Here is an 18,345-nt window from a genome sequence, read left to right as displayed (position 1 = left end):
CCGTGCGCCTCATTGTCGCAGAGAAGAACATCTCGGCGCGGCGGGTCGCGGCCATCCTGGCAGAAGACCAGAAGGTCACCACCAAGAAACAGGGAGGAGTGGACACCTACTCCTTTGGCAACACCACCGTCGTCGGGCTGAAAGGGCACGTCGTCGAGGTCGACTTTGAACCAGGGTATGCGAACTGGCGTTCGAAAGAGCGCCCCCCAAGGAGCCTCATCGACGCCGGCACCGTCAAACGCCCGACCGAGAAGAAGATCGTCGCCCTCCTCCAGAAACTGGCGAAGAAGGCCGACCAGGTCATCATCGCCACCGACTTCGATACCGAGGGAGAACTGATCGGCAAGGAAGCCCTGGAACTGGTGCAGGCGGTCAACCCGAAAGTGCCGATCTTCAGGGCCAGGTTCTCGGCCATCACCCCGCAGGAGATCAGGCGGGCCTTTGCCGCCCCAACCGAACTCGACTTCGCCCTGGCCGCGGCCGGCGAGTCGCGCCAGATCATCGACCTGGTCTGGGGGGCCTCCCTCACCAGGTTCATCTCCATCGCCGCCAGGCGAGGAGGGGCCAATATCCTCTCGGTCGGCCGGGTCCAGAGCCCGACGCTCGCGATGATCGTCGACCGCGAACGAGAGATCGACGCCTTTGTCCCTGAGCCCTACTGGATGCTCACCCTCCAGACCGAGAAGGACGCCACCCCCCTCGAACTCCGTCACACCACCGGGCGGTTCACCGACCGCACCGAGGCGTTCAGGGCAAAAGAACAGACAAAAGAACCGCTCACCGTCACCGAGGTGAAAGAGGGGGTCAAACACGACCGGGCCCCGACGCCCTTCGACACGACCGCCCTCCTGGTCGCCGCCGGCAGGATCGGGATCTCCGCATCAAAGGCGATGCGGACCGCCGAGGACCTGTACATGAACGGGTTCATCTCGTACCCGAGGACCGACAACACCGTCTACCCCAAGACCCTCGATCTCGACGAGGTGCTCGGGATGCTCGCCAAAACGCCCTTCGCCAATGAGACAAGATGGGTAAAGCAGCACCGGCGCCCGATCCCGACGAGGGGCAAGAAGTCGAGCACCGACCACCCACCTATCCACCCGACCGGCGCGGCGACAAGAGATCAACTCGGAGAAGAACGGTGGAAACTCTATGAGCTCGTGGTACGACGGTTCCTTGCCACCCTCTCTCCGGACGCCGAATGGACCACCACGAAGGTGAACTTCGACGCCAGCGGCGAACCCTACACCGTCACCGGCGGACGGCTGAAAGAGGAAGGATGGCGGCGGGTCTACCCATACAGCAAGGCGACCGAACGGTTCATCCCGGCCTGCACGGTCGGCGAACGTCTTCCCATCCTCTCGATCGACCTCGAAGAGAAAGAGACCCAGCCTCCCCCACGCTACACCCAGAGCCGGCTCATCCAGAGCATGGAGGAACTCGGGCTCGGCACCAAGAGTACCCGCCACGAGGTGATCCAGAAACTCATCTCCCGCCGCTACGTCCAGGACGGGCCATTGCGCCCCACCCTCGTGGGCAAGGCGGTGATCGAGTCGCTGGAGGCCCATGCCGACACCATCACCAGGCCCGACATGACCAGGACGCTCGAGACGCACATGCAGCTGATCAAGGAGCGCAAAAAGAGCCGGGAAGATGTGGTCAACGAGTCCAGGAAGATGCTCAGTTCGGTCTTCGACGATCTCGAAGCGCACGAAGAGCAGATCGGTGAAGAGATCATCGGCCGCACCGTTGCAGAGCGGACCATCGGCCCATGTCCGGTCTGCGGCAGAGACCTCCAGCTCCGCCAGGCCCATGGAGCCTCGCAGTTCATCGGGTGTTCGGGCTACCCCGAGTGCACCTTCAACATCAGCCTCCCAGGCGTCATGTGGGGCAAGGCCATCAGAGTCGAGAAGGTCTGCGACCAACACGGCCTCAGCCATGTCAGGCTGATCCGAAAAGGCGCACGCCCCTGGGACATCGGGTGCCCGCTCTGCTCCCATATCGAGTCCAACGAAAAGACGCTGCGCCTGATGCCCTCAATGACCCCCGACCTCCTTGCCGGCCTCCAGGCCCAGCACATTTACACCGTGCCCGAGATCGCCAGGATGGCCGCAGACGACCTGGCAGGACGGCTCGGGATCAGGACCGACACCGCAGAGACCCTGGTCGCCGAGGCAAACGACGTCCTCGACCTCCTCCGCCGACGTTCAGAGATGAAGAAGTTCATCCGTGCCGAAGTCCCGCCGCGCCGCCGGCGGAGCCATGCAAAGATCACCAGGCAGTTGATCGAGGCCGGCATCGACGACATCCATGCCCTCGGATCGGCCGACCCCGCCCTCCTGAAGAAGGCCGGACTCTCCGACGAGGAGACTGACCACCTCCTCAGCACGGCACGGGCGGTCAGGAGCACGCGACGGCTGAAAGAGGCCGGTCTTCCGGCGGTCAGCGTCAAGAAATACGTCGCCGCCGGGATCACCGGCCCGGAGGACTTCGCCACTTTCCACCCGGCCTATATCAGCGCGGTCAGCGGGGTGCGGGTGGAGACCGTCTGGAAGCATGCCCGGGCCGCCTGCGACGCGGTCGGCCAGGCACCCCCTGAGAAGATCACCCAGAAAAAACTTGAAAACGGGAAGAAAGAACTCCTCCAGGTGCCGGGCATCGGCGAGGCGACGATCGAGAAACTCTACCTTGCCGGGGTCACCGACGCCGCCGCCCTCGCCGCCGCCGACCCGGAAGAGGTCGCCAAAAAGTCAGGGATCGCCCTCGAGAAGATCAGAGACTACGTGGCATCTATATCGAGAGAACGCAAAACAAAGAAGTAAGACGTGAACCGCATGCATATGGACTGGAAACACTGGAGACACGTAACCAAACTCGATCCCGACAAACACCTCGACCAGGCGGTCGTCGACGAGGTGGCGACCTCAGGGACCGACGCCATCCTCCTCTCAGGCACCCTCAACGTGACCCGCGAGAACCTCGCCGAACTCCGCGAGCAGGTGCAGGGCTACGGCATCCCCCTCATCGTCGAGCCCGCAGACCCCGAAGGCGCCGTCTTCGACGGGGTCGATATGCTCTTTGTCCCGAGCGTCCTCAATACCCCGGACGCCAGGTGGGTCGTCGGCAAACACCAGCAGTGGGCCCTCAAGGACCCGGCGATCCCCTGGGACCGGGTCGTGCCTGAGGCCTATATCGTCCTCAACCCGGCCTCGGCCGTCGGGCGGGTGACAAGGGCAGCCTGCGACCTCTCTCCAGAGGAGGTGGCGGCCTATGCCAGGTGCGCGGAGCACTATTTCCGTTTCCCGATCGTCTACATCGAGTACTCGGGCACCTACGGCGACCCGGCGGTCGTGCAGGCGGTCTCAGAGACGGTCGAGGACGCCGTCCTCTATTATGGCGGCGGGATCAACTCGGGCGAGCGGGCCGCGGAGATGGCGCAGTACGCCGACACCATCGTCATCGGCAACGCCGTCTACGAGAAGGGTGCCGACACCCTGAAGGCGACGGTGAAGGCCGTCCAGTAAGCAGGGGGCGGTCCATGCCAGAGGTCGAGATCGTTCTGGTCCAACCCCTCTACGAAGGGAATATCGGTTTTGCGGCGCGGGTGATGAAGAACTTCGGGTTCACCCGCCTCGTCCTCGTCGACCCCTGCGAGATCGGAGACGACGCCATCGCCCGCTCCTCGCATGCCCGCGACGTCCTGGAACACGCCGAAAGAAAGAGCCTGGAAGAAGTCTTTGCAGAGAGCGACCTGGTCGTGGCCACGACCGGCGAACTCTCCAAGTCGGTCTGCACCTCGATGCGGATGCCCTATTATGCGCCGAACGAACTACGCGAGATCCTCAGCGATGTCGACGGACGGGTGAGCATCCTCTTCGGGCGGGAAAACTGGGGACTGAACAACGAGGAGGTCTCACGCTGCGACCTCATCTGCACCATCCCGACCTCTGAGATCTACCCGATCATGAACCTCTCCCACGCCGTGGGTATCGTCTGCTATGAACTCGCCCACCTCCCCCGCGGCACCTACCGGGTCGCGGGCAAGACCGAGCGCGAGGCCCTCATCGATCACTTCGGGACATTTCTTGCGCGCATCGACCACCCAGACTTCAAACGACAGAACACCCTGCTGATGCTGCGCCGGATCTTCGGGCGGACGGCACTGACCACCCGTGAGGTCTCAACCCTCCACGGCATCCTCCGCAGGGCTGAGTGGCACATCGACCACGACATGCCCAGGCAGGGAACACCTTAATTCTCCCAGAGTGCGTACCTCTTACGCAATGATTCTTGTCGACTGGCAGATCGAGGACCGGATCAGACGGGGGCAGATTGGAATCGACCCCTATGAGCCCTCCCTCATCCAGCCCAACTCCCTGGACATCAGGCTCGGGGACCATTTTGTCTGGTACGAACCTGGAGACGACGTCATCGACCCCTACGAGAAGGGGAGTGTCACCGCACAGGTCCAGGAACAACACGCCGATTCGATCGTCATGCAGCCCGGCGCCTTCATCCTTGCCGAGACCCTTGAGGCGGTCGCCCTCCCCGACAATGTGGTCGCAAGCATCGAGGGCAAAAGTTCCATCGCGCGCCTCGGGATCGAACTCCACCAGACCGGCGGCTGGATCGACGCCGGGTTCAGGGGGTCGATCACCCTTGAGATGTGCAATGTAAACCAGCGCCCCGTCAAAATGTACGCCGGGATGCCGGTCGGACAACTCGTCTTCTACACCACCGAGCGGGCCGACAAACCCTACAACCTCAAGAAGGACGCCAAGTACATGGACCAGCGCCAGGCGACCCTCTCGCGCTATCACGAGAACGAGCGCAACGGGTGTTTGAAGGAATAAATAGTGGGACTGAAAAATATATACCGAGACCCAGAGACAAAAAGGGGAGTTATATGCGGCTTCTATTAATACACTCTGACCATATCGACTACAAGGCGCAGAAGAAGACGCCGGTCGCGGAAGAGGGCGCAGTCCTTGAGGACGCCCTTGACGAGGCCCTCGTCGCCTTCTGTGCAGTTGAATCAATTGATGAAGAGGACATCGAGGATGTCGTCGCCCAGGCGGTCGGGGAGATCACAAAGACCGCCGAGAACCTCAAGACCGAACGGGTGCTCGTCTACCCGTACGCCCACCTGAGCGCGGACCTCTCGAAGCCCGAGACTGCCAAGAAGGCCATGAAGGAGATCGAGGAGAGGCTGAAGGTCACCGGGCTTACCGTGAAGCGCGCCCCCTTCGGCTGGTACAAGGCCTTCACCCTCTCGTGCAAGGGCCACCCCCTCTCTGAACTCTCCAGGACCATCGTGCCCGGCGAGAGCGAAGAAGGAAAACCGGCCAAGAAAGAGGTTACCCACACCTTCTTCGTCCTCACTCCCGAGGGAGAGCGTCTGGACGCCGAGGCCTGCTGCGACGACTCGCCCTTCGGTGCGCTCGTCAAGAAAGAACTCGGCAAGTCTACTCCGGCCGGCGGCGAACCGATCCATATCGACCTGATGCGTTCCAAGGAACTCGTCGACTATGAGCCCGCCTCAGATGTCGGCCACTTCCGCTGGATGCCGAAAGGACGGCTCGTCCGCGACCTCCTCGGAGACTATGTGCTGGGGCTGGTCCTCGACTATGGCGGGATGCCGGTCGAGACCCCGGTAATGTACGACCTGGCCGACCCGGCCATCTCAGAGCATGCCGCCAAGTTCGGCGAGCGGCAGTACCGCTTCAAGAGCGGGAACCGCAACATGATGCTCAGGTTTGCCGCCTGTTTCGGGATGTTCTCCTTCATGCGGGACATGCACATCTCCCCCAACACCCTCCCCATGAAGATGTACGAGCTCTCCACCTACTCGTTCAGGCACGAACAGCGCGGCGAAGTGCTCGGGCTCAAGAGGCTGCGGGCCTTCACGATGCCGGACATGCACACCCTCTGCCTGGACATGGACAACGCCCTCGCGTGCTTCGAGGAGCAGCTCAAGATGGGCTGGCAGACCGGGCGCGACCTGGAGACTCCCCTTGTCGGGGCCTTCCGCTGCACCCAGGACTTCTGGGACGAGCACGAGGACTGGGTCAAGAGGATCGTGAAAGAGTCAGGCGTCAGGATGATCATCGAGATCCTCTCTGAGCGGGTCCACTACTGGATCGCCAAGGTCGACCTCGCTGCGATCGACGGGCAGGGGCGCCCTATCGAGAACCCGACCGTCCAGATCGATGTCGAGAGCGCAAAGCGCTTTGAGATCTCGTACCGCGCCGACAACGAAGACGTCCACCCCCCGATCCTCCACTGCTCCCCGACCGGTTCGATCGAGCGGGTGATCTGTGCCATGCTCGAAAACACCGCCTACCAGACAGTGCCCCGGCTCCCGACCTGGCTTTCCCCGACCCAGGTTCGCTTTGTGCCAGTGGCCGAGCGGCATGTGGCCTATGCCGAAGACCTCTGTCAGCAACTCACCGCCGCCGGGGTCAGGGCCGATGTCGACGACCGGGACGAGTCGATGAACAAGAAGGTCCGTGCCGCCGGGACTGAGTGGGTTCCCTATGTGGCGGTCATCGGCGACCGCGAAATGGAAGAGGGGAACCTCACCGTCACGGTCAGGGCACTCTCCGAGCCGAAGAAGCCGCATAAAGAGGGGATGACCGTGGAGGCACTCACCGCCGCGGTGAAGGAAGAGTGTGCCGGCAAGCCGTTCAGGCCGATCTATACCCCGAAAAAACTCTCCCAGAGACCACGGTTCATCTGAGGGCGTCTCTTCCTTGCGAAGGGATCAGCCCACCTTCATACTTTTTTTCAGAAAGACGGGTCGTTTATCAGGGTCATGACAAAAGAGAAATCTCTCTGTACGTCGCTGTCTCGAAATTTCCTGTGAAATACAAGCCCGTCTTCACACCTGGAGCGAGATAAACTATAAATAGTATTTCCTCTGGTATAGTCCTCACTGGATGGTAGGCCAGAGCACAACGCCTATTCAGTCGACACGGGGATCACGTAGTCCATACTGAGGTCACAGAGAGGGATCCCCATCAGCAGACCAGCAGTAGGTCACCTTCCAGTCCACGGAGAGGCCATGAAGGAAGGGGGTGGCCTGTGACCGTGAGGTATGCACGAGTGGGGGCATTCGTTGTCGCGATGCTACTCTTCTGCTGCCCGGTCCAGGCCCAGGGCACAGGCCTTCAGGAAGGGACTGTAGAGGAGACTGCGAGGGCTCCAGACGGAGACAGGAGTCTCCATCTCTTAATGAAAAACGAGAGCGGGACATTCAAGTCCGGACTCTCCTCTGCAGAGGAAAAACTCCCGACCGAACTCGTGCAGCATGCGCGGGCGGGATACGGGTCAGCCATGACCACGCGTGCCGCACCGCCCGCCAGGCCCACGACAGAGTTCGTCCCTGTACTCCCGCAGTCTTCAACCACCCGCGCCGACGACGGGGTGCTCCAGGTCTATCTCTATATCTGGCTCAAAGACGGGGTGTCGACCGAGGTCGTCGACCCCTATGTCAGGGAGGTCACCGACCGGGACGAGGACCGCCATGTCGCGGCGGCATGGGTGAGGGTCGACCGGCTCAAGGATCTTGCGTCCCTTGAAGACGTCAGACGGATCGAGAGCGTGACTCCTCCGGTGGTCTATACGGGACCGATCTCAGGTGAGAGCGATGCCGTCCTTGGGACCGCGGAGGTGCGTGCCGAGACCGGATACGGCGGCGAGGGGATGAAGGTCGGGATCATCTCGGACAGTGCCGACCAGTGGCAGGAGGCCGCGGCCTCTGGCGACCTCCCGCCCTCGGTCCGTGTCCTGTACGACATCGACGGTATCGACGAAGGTACGGCCATGCTCGAGGTCGTTCATGACACCGCACCAGGAGCAAGCCTCTATTTCCACAGCGGTCTGCCCAACAAGATCACCTTTGTCTCGGCGGTCGCGGCACTGGCCGAGGCCGGGTGCGATGTGGTCTGCGACGATATCGGGTGGTTCGACGAACCATACTTCGAAGACGGTTATGTCGCCTCGTACGTCCACGAGGCCGTCGAGAATGAGGACCTCGTCTATGTCTCGGCGGCAGGCAATGATGCGCTGGGGCACTATGAAGGGGATTTCAGGGATGATGGCCACGGCTATCACCTTTTCAGCGAAGAGAGCACCCTTATCAGGGCCGTGGTCGATCCGCCCATCGACGGGATGCAGACCACCCTGCTCCAGGTCGTGCTCCAGTGGGACGAACCCTGGGGGCATGCGTCAAGCGACTACGACCTCTTCCTGGTCACCAGAGAAGGAAACCGTTTTGTCGAGATCGCGAACAGTTCGAGAGTCCAGGACGGCGACGATGTCCCGATGGAGGAGATCATGGTCGAGTACTTCGGCGAAGCGCCGGGTGAGGTCTATCTATCGGTCGCCCTCCATGAAGGCGAACCGCGTACTCTTGAAATGTTCGTCCTGGGCGGCGGGTTCTTCGACGACCCTGCCGCCACACCTGGGGACTCCGTCTTCGGGCACCCGGCAGTGCCAGGGGTGGTCGCCGCTGGGGCGGTCAGGGCCGACGACCCGACCGAGATCGAGTTCTTCTCGTCTGAGGGACCGGCAACAGTGACCAGGCCCAGACGCGAGGTACGCTCAAAGCCCGATGTCTGCGGCGTCGGGATGGCGCGTGTCAGCGGCGCGGGCGGGTTTGGAAAAGCGTTCTATGGGACAAGCGCCTCGGCCCCTGCAGTTGCAGGAGCCGTCGCCACCGTATGGGGCATCCACAGGGACAGGACTCCTGCCGAGGTGCGCGAGGCACTTTATGAATCGGCCGTCGACCTGGGAGACCCTGGATGGGACCCGGTCTATGGCCATGGGAGGGTGGATGCACCCGCGATGCTCAACGCCCTCTCCACACCGTCGACCAACGTCTCGCTCTCTTTTGTCCCTGCCACTGCAGAGATCGGTGCAGGGGAAGAGACCGAGATCGACCTGACGATGGACCAGGTACCCGCTGCGCTCCTGGAGTACGCCATCACCCTGACCATCTCAGACCCGGCGGTCGGGGAGGTCACCGGCGTCTCGTTTCCTGCATGGATACAGGACAAGACACACACTCCTCTGCCCGACGACCGCGTCAGGATCAACGCGACCGGCAATCCACCGCGCGCCCAGACCGGCGGCGTCGCCCTCTGCACCCTGACAGTGCAGGGCGAGGAGGCCGGGACCACCGCCTTCACGGTTGGTCCGGACCCGGTGGTGACCGGGCCCGGCGGAGAGAGGTATGTGCTGGAGACCACTCCGGCACGCCTCACGGTGATGTCCGCCCATGTCAGGCCCTTCCCGCGGCCTGACGGCGGTACCTATCCTCCGCCCACCGACCAGGACGGCGACGGGCTCTACGAAGACCTCAACGGGGACGGCGTTCTCACGACCGAGGACGTCGAGGTCTATGCCGGGAACCTGCAGTTCATCAGGGACCGTCAGCCCATCGAAGCCTTCGACTTCGACAGAGACGGCCGGGTCGGGTTCAGTGACGTGAACACACTCTACAGAATGGTGCAACAATGAAGGGTCCAGGATATGTCATCTGGCTGATCGCGCTTGCCAGCCTTGTTGCGGCCTGCCAGGCCGCTCCCGTACTCAAAGTAGGAGAAATTGGAGAGATACCGGTAGGAGGGAGTGCCGAGGTTCCCATCACCCTGGAAGGGGTCGAGAACGGACTTTCAGGCTACAACCTCACGGTCACGCTCTCCAACCCCGAGTGCGCCGAGATCTCGGCGGTCTCGTACCCTGCATGGGCCTCACTCCACCGCGGTGGGGAGGTCCCTGCTGGAGAGACCTGGATCGAGGCGGTCGACGTGGGGGGCACGGCAGAGGGGAACCGCACCAATGTCGACCTTGGCAGGATCACGCTCAAGGGGGTCAAGAGGGGACCGACCGACCTGGTGATTGCCGCAGTCAGAGTCCAGGACGATACCGGGACCAGTTACGAGATCTCCGAGGTGAAAACCGGCCTTGTGGTCGGGTCTACGCCGGGAACGCAGGCAGGAAACTCCGGGCACTCGGGGAGTGCAAGCGGCAGTAGCAGCAGCGGTCCTGGCGCGGTGGCGACCTCGCCGGCGCCGACGCTACCTGAAGAGAGCACCCCGGCCGAAACAACGCCTGCAGTGTCGTCTCCCGTGCCCGCGGCCCCTGAAGAGACAGCCCCGGCACAGGGAAGTGCGCCTTTCCTGGCCGTCCTTACCATTGCGGCCCTGATTTTCGGATCCATATTGAGGGAGAAGAAGGAGTGAAGAAAAGATGAACGTGAAGCGTATTATGCCGCTTCTCGGCATCATGATCCTCTGTGCCTTCGGGACACAGGGAGCCCTGGCGCAGGACCAGGGGAATGAGAACGTCTCGATCATGCTCATGCCCGAGTCGGCCGAGGTGATGCTCAACGAGACGACAGATATTGCAGTGATCCTGGAGACGGCCCCGCAGGGACTGGCCGGTTTTAACCTCACCATCACCATTGAAGACCCAGCGATCGGCGAGATCGTCGACCTGAACTTTTCGGACTGGGCGTTCTCTCCAGAGAACGGTTCATTGCCTGCAGACTCTGTCTGGGCCCAGGCACTCGACCCCGAGGGGCTTGCAGGTGAATCGAACATCACGCTCTGCACCGCCACCGTGCGCGGAGACGCCGAAGGGATGAGTGCGATCACCGTTACGCCTGAAACGATCGAAGGCGTCAATGGCACACTCTACAATGCGACAGTCGTCCCTGGCGAACTGAATGTGACCGGTAAATCCCCGACGCCTGCCGGACTTGCGGCCGAGTTCGAGGCCGACATGACCGCCGGCGTCGTCCCGCTCAATGTCACCTTCACCGACCTTTCAACCGGGAACGTGACGACGTGGGCATGGGACTTTGGCGACGGCACCAACTCGACCGAGCAGGACCCGGTCCATACCTATGAGGAGGGCGGCATCTACACCGTCAGTCTCACTGTCTCTGACGAGACAAACGAGACCGACACCATGGTCAGGGAAGACTACATCATGGTCAGCGGCGGCCCGGCGCCGCCGGTCGGGCCTGCGGCCGAGTTCGAGGCCGACACCACTGAGGGCGAGGCGCCGCTCAATGTCACCTTCACCGACCTTTCAACCGGGAACGTGACCACATGGGCATGGGACTTTGGCGACGGCACCAACTCAACCGAGCAGAACCCGGTCCACACCTACGGGGATGACGGGGTCTACACGGTCAGTCTCACGATCTCGGACGAGACAAACGAGACCGACACCATGGTCAAGGAAGACTACATCAATGTCTCAGGCGTCGCACCGCCGCCGGTCGGACCTGCGGCCGAGTTCGAGGCCGACACCACTGAGGGCGAGGCGCCGCTCAATGTCACCTTCACCGACCTCTCGACCGGGAACGTGACCGCGTGGGCATGGGACTTTGGCGACGGCACCAACTCGACCGAGCAGAGCCCGGTCCATACCTACGATGAGGGCGGCATCTACACGGTCAGTCTCACCGTCTCTGACGAGATGAACGAGACCGACACCATGGTCAAAGAGGGCTACATCAACGTCAGCGAGGTAATGCCTGTCGGAATCTCGTTCAGGCCGTCCACTACCTCTGTCCGGGTCGGAAACACAACCGATCTTGACATCGTCCTCGCCTCGGCAGAGGAAGGGCTTGCCGGATACTCACTGAACCTGAGCGTCAGCGACCCGGCCGCCGCAAACATCACCGCGATCACCTTCCCTGACTGGGCAGGATTCAACGAGACTTCGTTGTTCCCGAACTCCACCGCATGGATGGAAGCCGTCGATCTCGATGACGCCGTCCGTGCAAACGCCACTGAAGTGGTACTCGGGACTGTGACCCTCGAAGGGGTGAGAGCAGGGACTGCCGAACTCCAGGTCGAGGTGCGGGTGATGGACGCGGACGGCGGCGCGGTACTTGACCCGCCGACCACACCGGCCAGCATCACCATCACCCCGCCGCCGCCGTTCCCAGGGTATGAAAACGCATCCACCGACCCGAATGGGGACGGGAAGTACGAAGACGTCAATGGGAATGGTATCATCGACTATGACGATGTCGTCGTGTTCTTTACCGACATGCAGTGGATCGAGGAGAACAACCTGGTTGCAATCTTCGACTTCAACAACAATGGCGAACTCGACTACGACGATGTGGCGACACTTGCCATGATGGTCTAAAAATACCACCATTTTTTCCAGAGCACAAAGAGGGTGCCGGAAAAAAAGGGGGGGGGGCGAACGCCCAGGAGCCTGGGCCATCGACCATGAAAAAAAAGAGGAGACTACAAAATGGTTCAGAAACGATGGATCAAAAGAACGGTGGGGAAATCTGAGATCTACTATGACCGGACGTCCGGGGCCATCCACACCTACCCGCCCCACGACATGGAGAGGGACGAGGTCTGGGTGCCGCCGGAAAGTCACCCGCTCGCCCCGCTCCGCCTGTATTATGACCCGACGTACCGGTGCAACCTCTCATGCCGGCATTGCATTACAAGGTCGTCGCCGACAGCAGACGCCTCTGGAGAACTCACTCTCAACCAGGCCTGTACGCTTCTTTCAGAATGTGCACGGGCGGGAATCCTTGACGTCGCAGTGACCGGGGGAGAGCCTTTTGTGTACCAGGAGATCTTCCCGCTCATCGCTCAGATCCGCAATTGCGGCATGAACGTGATGATCTCGACCAACGGGCTGCTCGTCTCAGAGAAGGTGGCGGCCAGACTGGCACGACTCGGCGTCCTCGACGTGCGGGTCAGTTTTGAGGGAGCGGAGGAGATCAACGACAATGTCAGGGGGAAAGGAACGTACCAGAAGGCATTACGCGCCGTGAACAACCTGATCAAGACCGGGAACCATACGGTGGTCAGGCTTACCCTCTCTGGCCGGAGCGAGGACCATCTCGAAGACCTTTTCGCCGACCTGGCCTCCGCCGGCGTGCATGAAGTGAAGGCGTCGGCGATCAAAGAGGTGGGCCGTGCCGCCGACCCTGAGAACGCCGATCTCCTCGGCTATACCGCCGACCTGGAGAGTGCACAGCGCCTCCAGGATCTTGGGGCGCTTTTTGGCATCGAAGTCCAGCTCTCCTCCGACGACTTCCCGCTCACGCCCAGAGAGGCCAACGATCATAAACTCAGATTTGACGAGGGTGCAAACTGCGGGGCCGGGTTTGCGACGGCATATGTCTCACCGTACGGGGAAGTGCTCCCCTGCTCCTCGATGCCGCACGTCTCCTTCGGGAATGTCGCCTCTGAACGGTTCATGGAGATCTGGACCGGGGAACGCGCGCGCCGCTTCAGGGAACTGGTCGCGACCTGCGGGACGCAGCTCATCTGCAAGGCCCCGTGCTTCTCGGCAGAAAACCTCGACCTGGCGATGCGCCCGAGATCAGGCACATTTTCTCAGAGTTCCAGCAAGATGGCGAACAAGCCATAGACCCCTTTTTTCAAAAAATAGAGGGACTATAGATCCCTATTCCATTTAAAAAGTGATTTATCATCAGATTGAGTACCCTCTTCTAGAAGTGCAGGGGTGCCGACCAGACGACCTGCAGGAGAGCCTGATGTCCAGATGAGGAGAGAGTTCCCTTCCTTGAAGTGTCGCAAAGAACGTCCATTCAACCAGTACCTGATGGCGTTCTTCATCCTCTTCATCGTCACCGTCATCGCGATCCTCTCCTCTGTCTCCTATATCGAGGCAAGAGACGAACTCGTCGAGAAGAACCTCCTTCTCCAGGAAGAGACTGAGAAGAGTATTCTCCAGTGGATGACTCTCGTCGACGCCGGCCTGAAAAAATACGACGACAGCCTCAACGAAAAGATGCGGAACGGCTTCAAGGGTTTCCTGGAAGAGTACGAGCGTTCTGGCCGCGACCCCTCACAAATGAACCTCTGGAAACTGAAAGAAGATCTCGGCGGAGAGATGGACCTCTACATTGTCAATGCCGACGGGGTCATCGAATACTCCACCTATGAAAAAGAGGTCGGCCTGGACTTCAAGGAGGTCCCATACTTCTACGAGTACATCACCGATCTTCGCGAGGCAGGCACCTTCTCGGCCGACCGGGTGGTACGTGAACAGTCCACCAGGAAAGTGCGGAAATTTGCCTACATGCCCACCCCCGACCACCGCTACCTCTTCGAACTTGGGTTGGTCACCGACATGCTCAAAGACCGCAGTCTTGACCTCTCCTATGTCGAAACCGGCGAGAACCTCAAGGAACTCAACCCCGACCTGACGACGGTCAGGTTCTTTGACACCATGGGCAATGTCGTCGGGAACAAGAGTTATGTGATGCCCCCGCTCCAGCAGGCGCGGGTGGAACGTGCGCTTGCAGAGCGGGCCGGGGCGACATACCAGGACTCCGCCCACCTGACCGAGGTCCATTACCTCTTCCTCGATCTCCAGGACCCCGACTATGCCTCTGACATGAGCGTGGTGATCGAACTCACCTATACGACCGCCCCTCTCCAGCAGAAACTCAACACCCTCTTCATCTCGCAACTGACGATCTCCCTCCTTGCCGTCCTCCTCAGCATCGTCCTTGCCTATGGCGGGAGTCGTTACATCTCCGGCCCGATCTCTGAGGTGGTCGAGGACATCGACCAGATCGCACACGGCGACCTCGACCACACGATCCGGCAGACCAAGGGGATCGAATTTTCCAGACTGGAGAACGCGATCAACGCGATGGTCCTGGTGCTTAAAGAGAATATCAGACGCACCCATGAATCTGAGGAGGCACTGAGACACTATTCCGAGAACCTGGAAACGATCGTCGACCAGAGGACGGCCGAACTCAAAGTGGCAAACGAAGAGGCGAACCTCTACCTGGACATCATGTCCCACGACATCAACAATGCCAACGCCGTATCAATGGGATATACCCAGCTCCTGCTCCTGAAACTTCCCCAGACAGAGAGAGAAGACGTGGAGCGGATCAGGCAGAGCATTCTCAGGAGTTCAGGGATCATCCAGAATGTCGCGACGATCCGGAGGATCCACCAGGAGGATATCCCGCTCAGGACCGTGGACCTGGACAGCGTGATCAGGGAAGAGGTGGGCCATCACCATGAGGAGCAGGTGAGATATGAGAGGCGCAAGAAGGTGCTGGTCCGGGCCGACGCCCTCCTCCCTGAGGTCTTCTCCAACCTCATCGGGAACGCCCTCAAGTTCATGGAAGAGGACGGCACGGTCTGCATCAGGGTCGAGGACAGGGAAGACGAGGTGCTGGTCTCGGTGGAGGACACCGGCCCTGGCATCCCTGACCCCATGAAGGAGTCGGTCTTCAACAGGTTCAAGAAGGGAGAGCACATGCAGAGTGGAAAGGGGCTCGGGCTCTATATCGTCAGGTCGCTGGTGGAGCGCTACGGCGGAACGGTCTGGGCCGACGACCGGGTGAAGGGTGCCCCTGAGAAGGGGGCGGCGGTGCGCTTCACCCTGCAGAAGGTCCAGGATAGGGAAGAGGGGCGGCAGGCATAAGGGAGGGGAGGGCGATCCCCTACCAGATGGACCCGCTGGCCCAGGTCATCCTCATCCTCGTCGCCGCAAAGGCTGGAGGCGAACTCCTTGAGCGGATGGGATATCCGGCGCAGGTCGGGGAGATCGCAGCCGGGATCATTCTCGGCCCCTCGGTGCTCGGGCTCGTGACCTTCGAGGAACCGCTTGCCTTCCTCTCTGAGATCGGGATCATCGCTCTCCTCTTTGTCAGCGGGGTGAGGCTGAGCCTGAAGTCGTTTGCCGCCTCTGAGAAGGCGGCGGTCTCGACGGCCTTCACCGGTGTCGTCCTTCCGTTCGCTCTCGGGTGGGGCCTGGGGGTCTTGATGGACTTTTCTTTTCTTGAGACCTTCTTCATCGGGACTGCCCTCTCCATCAGTTCGATCGGGATCTCGGTCAGGAGTCTTATCGACCTCCGTAGCCTGGAAACCCCCTCAGGGGCGACGATCGTGGGGGCGGCGGTCATCGACGATGTGCTCGGGGTCGTCCTTCTCGCCGCCCTCATCGCCGTCGCCTCAGGGAGCGAGGGGTCGTTGCTGTACACCCTCATCGGAGGGAGTGTCTTCATCGCGGGAAGTGTCGTGGTCGGGCGGCGGGTGCTCCCGGTGGTGCTTGCCAGGACACGGGGCGCCCGCACCCATGAACTGGCCTATACGGCGGCGATCGTCATTGCCCTGCTGATGGCCTGGCTCGCCGATTTTGCCGGGCTCCACTATTCTATCGGGGCGTTCATGGCCGGGATGATCCTGGGCGAGGAGATCAGGAGCGATCGGTCGCTCTTCGACGGGATCGCCGATTTCGCCTTCGGATTCTTTGTCACCATCTTCTTTGCGTCCATCGGGCTGTTAGTAGTGGTGACTCCCGAGACGCTCCTCTCCCCCTTTGTCCTCCCGCTCATCCTCCTCGCCTTTGTCGGCAAGGTGCTGGGGGGGTTCCTCGGCGCCGCACCCTTCATGGCAACCCGTGCCGAGGCACTGGTCGTCGGGTTCGGGCTCTTCCCGCGGGGCGAGATCGCCCTGGTCGTCTCTCAGATCGCCCTCGCCGCCGGGGTCATCGACCATAGCCTCTTCTCGGGGTTCACGGTGATGGTGGTCGTCTCGGTCCTCCTCACCCCCGTCCTGATGGCCTGGGGGTACAGCCGGGTGCCGTTCAGAGATGACCGGCCACCCGCAGGTGCGAGATGACCATGCAGGCCTCAAGGCGGCCGACGGCGACGCCGCGCTCGTCGACGACGACGAGGGCCGGGTAGCGGTAGCGTTCCATCGCCTCGATCGCGTGGCGAAGGGTGGCCGTCGCCGGGACCGAGATGTGGCGGCGGGTCATGATATCGGCGGCCACCGCCGTCTCCCGTCTGAGAAGACACTCGATACAGCGTTCACGCCCCCTGCTCCGCACGCCCACCACCGGGCCGACCGAGGCAAGGAGGTCGAGGGCGGTGATGAACCCGAGGAAGTGGCCCTCAGGTCCTGCAACGACGAGGTCGGTGCACCCGAGCCTGGAAAAGGTCTCGAAGACCTCAGGGAGGGGGGTGTCAGGGAGGACGGAGAGGATCTCCTCGTCCATCACCGTGGTGACCGGGACCTCGGCGGGGTGCATGCCCATCACCGCACCGTCGCATAGAGAACGCTCTCGTCAGGGCCGGGGGTGTAGTGGCGGAGGTACATCCTGTACTCAGGCACCAGGGAGGCGAGGTACATCGGAACCCCGGTGAGGTCGTCTGCCCGGTGGTAGACCGAGATGGCGAGGTCTGGCCGGAACTGTCTGATGCTCTTCTCGGCCCCGGCGAGGGCGGGGAGTTCGGCGCCCTCGATGTCCATCTTGATGAAGTCGACGCGGGCAAGTTCGGTCTCTTCGACATAACGGTCGAGGGTGGTCACCGGCACCTCGGCCCCGCCCCCGGCACTCTGCCGGAACATCCTCCCGCTCCCTGAGAAGGTGAGGGTCATCTCCTTATCCCAGAGTCCAAGGGGGACGGTGACAACCGAAGAGGAGAGATCGTTCTTCTCGACCACCCGCTCGATCACCTGCCTGTTCGCTTCTGCCGGTTCGAAGGCATGGACCTGGCCCGTGGAGCCGATGAACCTGGAGAACCAGACCGCGGTCTCCCCCCAGCATGCCCCGGCGTCGACGACGACGTCGCCTGGCTGCGGTTCGCAGACCCCTTCGACCCGGTACTGCTCCTGGAGCCAGATGGTGTTGAAGACGTAGGCGTCGGAGTGGACGATGCTCCCCTCGTAGTGGTAATACCGTCCTGAGCGGTAGCGTTCGGTCTCCCGCTGCAGCCGCCAGAACTCGTCGCGCGCGATCGGCGGCGGGCAGAGGTCGAGCGCCCCGTTACCAATGAGGGCGTAGGCGACGCGGTAGCCGACGAGCCAGTCGAAGATCTCTTTCGAGCGCTCGTCAGAGAGGAGCGCCCTGACTCGATCGTATTTCGCCGGGTCGCCGACCGCCCCGGCAAGCACCCCGACCGACTCCTTGAAGACTTCAGGGTGACGCTCCCTGAACCCGAGTTCGAGCGGCGTCCCGGCCCAGAGAAAGAGGGCGTTGATCTTTTCGACCGCCGCCAGGGCCAGGCGGTCGTCCTTCCCGTTCTCTGCCCGCTTCCGCTCCCAGACCTCGTCGAGGGTCCGGCGTACCAGTGCCTCGGTGCGGCTCTGCTGAATGGTGTGTGTCGGGATCTCGATCCCCCCGCGCCGGAGAGAGACGTGGGAGAGGATATAGATTGTGGCGGGGTGGGGATGGATAGTATTCCTTGCAGTTGGTGACTGCGGGATTGAAGAAGAGAATCTTCGTGAGATCAAGCAACGCCGTGGTTATTAATTCTCATACGAATACACTTTCACACCGCACGGAGCT

The 18,345-nt window shown here is 61.7% G+C and carries 13 protein-coding genes; 11 read left to right on the top strand and 2 right to left on the bottom strand.

Annotated features, from left to right (window positions below; all coding sequences use genetic code 11):
* The first annotated feature begins 2 nt into the window (after positions 1-2).
* The 11 genes from J2129_RS01150 (at position 3) to J2129_RS01090 (ending at position 16,673) form a co-directional block, all read left to right on the top strand.
* Positions 3-2,822: a DNA topoisomerase I gene (locus J2129_RS01150; RefSeq protein WP_209628828.1), complete on the top strand. Its 2,820-nt coding sequence runs from the start codon at positions 3-5 to the stop codon at positions 2,820-2,822.
* Positions 2,823-2,834: 12 nt separating this feature from the next.
* Positions 2,835-3,524, top strand: a complete 690-nt coding sequence (locus J2129_RS01145; protein WP_209631211.1) for a phosphoglycerol geranylgeranyltransferase — start codon at positions 2,835-2,837, stop codon at positions 3,522-3,524.
* Between the two features lie 14 nt (positions 3,525-3,538).
* The gene (locus tag J2129_RS01140) at positions 3,539-4,255 is read left to right on the top strand and encodes an RNA methyltransferase (RefSeq protein WP_209628826.1); all 717 of its coding nucleotides are present in this window, start codon (positions 3,539-3,541) and stop codon (positions 4,253-4,255) included.
* A gap of 28 nt (positions 4,256-4,283) precedes the next feature.
* On the top strand, positions 4,284-4,853 hold the full coding sequence (dcd, locus tag J2129_RS01135) for a dCTP deaminase (RefSeq protein WP_209628824.1): 570 nt from the start codon (positions 4,284-4,286) through the stop codon (positions 4,851-4,853).
* Between the two features lie 53 nt (positions 4,854-4,906).
* The gene (locus J2129_RS01130; RefSeq protein ID WP_209628822.1) at positions 4,907-6,739 is read left to right on the top strand and encodes a threonine--tRNA ligase; all 1,833 of its coding nucleotides are present in this window, start codon (positions 4,907-4,909) and stop codon (positions 6,737-6,739) included.
* A gap of 350 nt (positions 6,740-7,089) precedes the next feature.
* Positions 7,090-9,522: a S8 family serine peptidase gene (locus tag J2129_RS01125; protein WP_209628819.1), complete on the top strand. Its 2,433-nt coding sequence runs from the start codon at positions 7,090-7,092 to the stop codon at positions 9,520-9,522.
* Positions 9,519-10,247, top strand: a complete 729-nt coding sequence (locus J2129_RS01120; protein ID WP_209628817.1) for a hypothetical protein — start codon at positions 9,519-9,521, stop codon at positions 10,245-10,247. The genes J2129_RS01125 and J2129_RS01120 overlap by 4 nt, the downstream gene beginning before the upstream one ends.
* Positions 10,248-10,254: 7 nt before the next feature.
* A complete protein-coding gene (locus J2129_RS12965; RefSeq protein WP_245320536.1) occupies positions 10,255-12,174 on the top strand; it encodes a PKD domain-containing protein in 1,920 nt (639 codons plus the stop codon).
* A 111-nt stretch (positions 12,175-12,285) separates the two neighbouring features.
* A complete protein-coding gene (locus J2129_RS01100; protein ID WP_209628814.1) occupies positions 12,286-13,428 on the top strand; it encodes a radical SAM protein in 1,143 nt (380 codons plus the stop codon).
* Positions 13,429-13,584: 156 nt separating this feature from the next.
* Positions 13,585-15,474 (top strand): HAMP domain-containing sensor histidine kinase, encoded by a 1,890-nt coding sequence (locus J2129_RS01095; RefSeq protein ID WP_245320535.1) that lies wholly within the window; start codon positions 13,585-13,587, stop codon positions 15,472-15,474.
* 26 nt (positions 15,475-15,500) lie between these two features.
* Entirely contained in the window at positions 15,501-16,673 is a 1,173-nt protein-coding gene (locus J2129_RS01090; RefSeq protein ID WP_209628812.1) for a cation:proton antiporter, read from the top strand.
* On the opposite strand, the gene J2129_RS01085 is transcribed toward J2129_RS01090, so the two are convergent.
* Together J2129_RS01085 and J2129_RS01080 are read right to left on the bottom strand one after the other, a co-directional pair.
* A complete protein-coding gene (locus tag J2129_RS01085; RefSeq protein ID WP_209628810.1) occupies positions 16,639-17,085 on the bottom strand; it encodes a CBS domain-containing protein in 447 nt (148 codons plus the stop codon). The genes J2129_RS01090 and J2129_RS01085 overlap by 35 nt on opposite strands.
* 5 nt (positions 17,086-17,090) lie before the next feature.
* A complete protein-coding gene (locus J2129_RS01080; protein ID WP_209628807.1) occupies positions 17,091-18,290 on the bottom strand; it encodes an FkbM family methyltransferase in 1,200 nt (399 codons plus the stop codon).
* Positions 18,291-18,345 lie beyond the last annotated feature (55 nt).

The organism is Methanofollis sp. W23, from assembly GCF_017875325.1.
Lineage (GTDB): Archaea > Halobacteriota > Methanomicrobia > Methanomicrobiales > Methanofollaceae > Methanofollis.
Note: the sequence above shows the minus strand (reverse complement) of the source record. Positions and strands in the feature narration are given on the sequence as shown.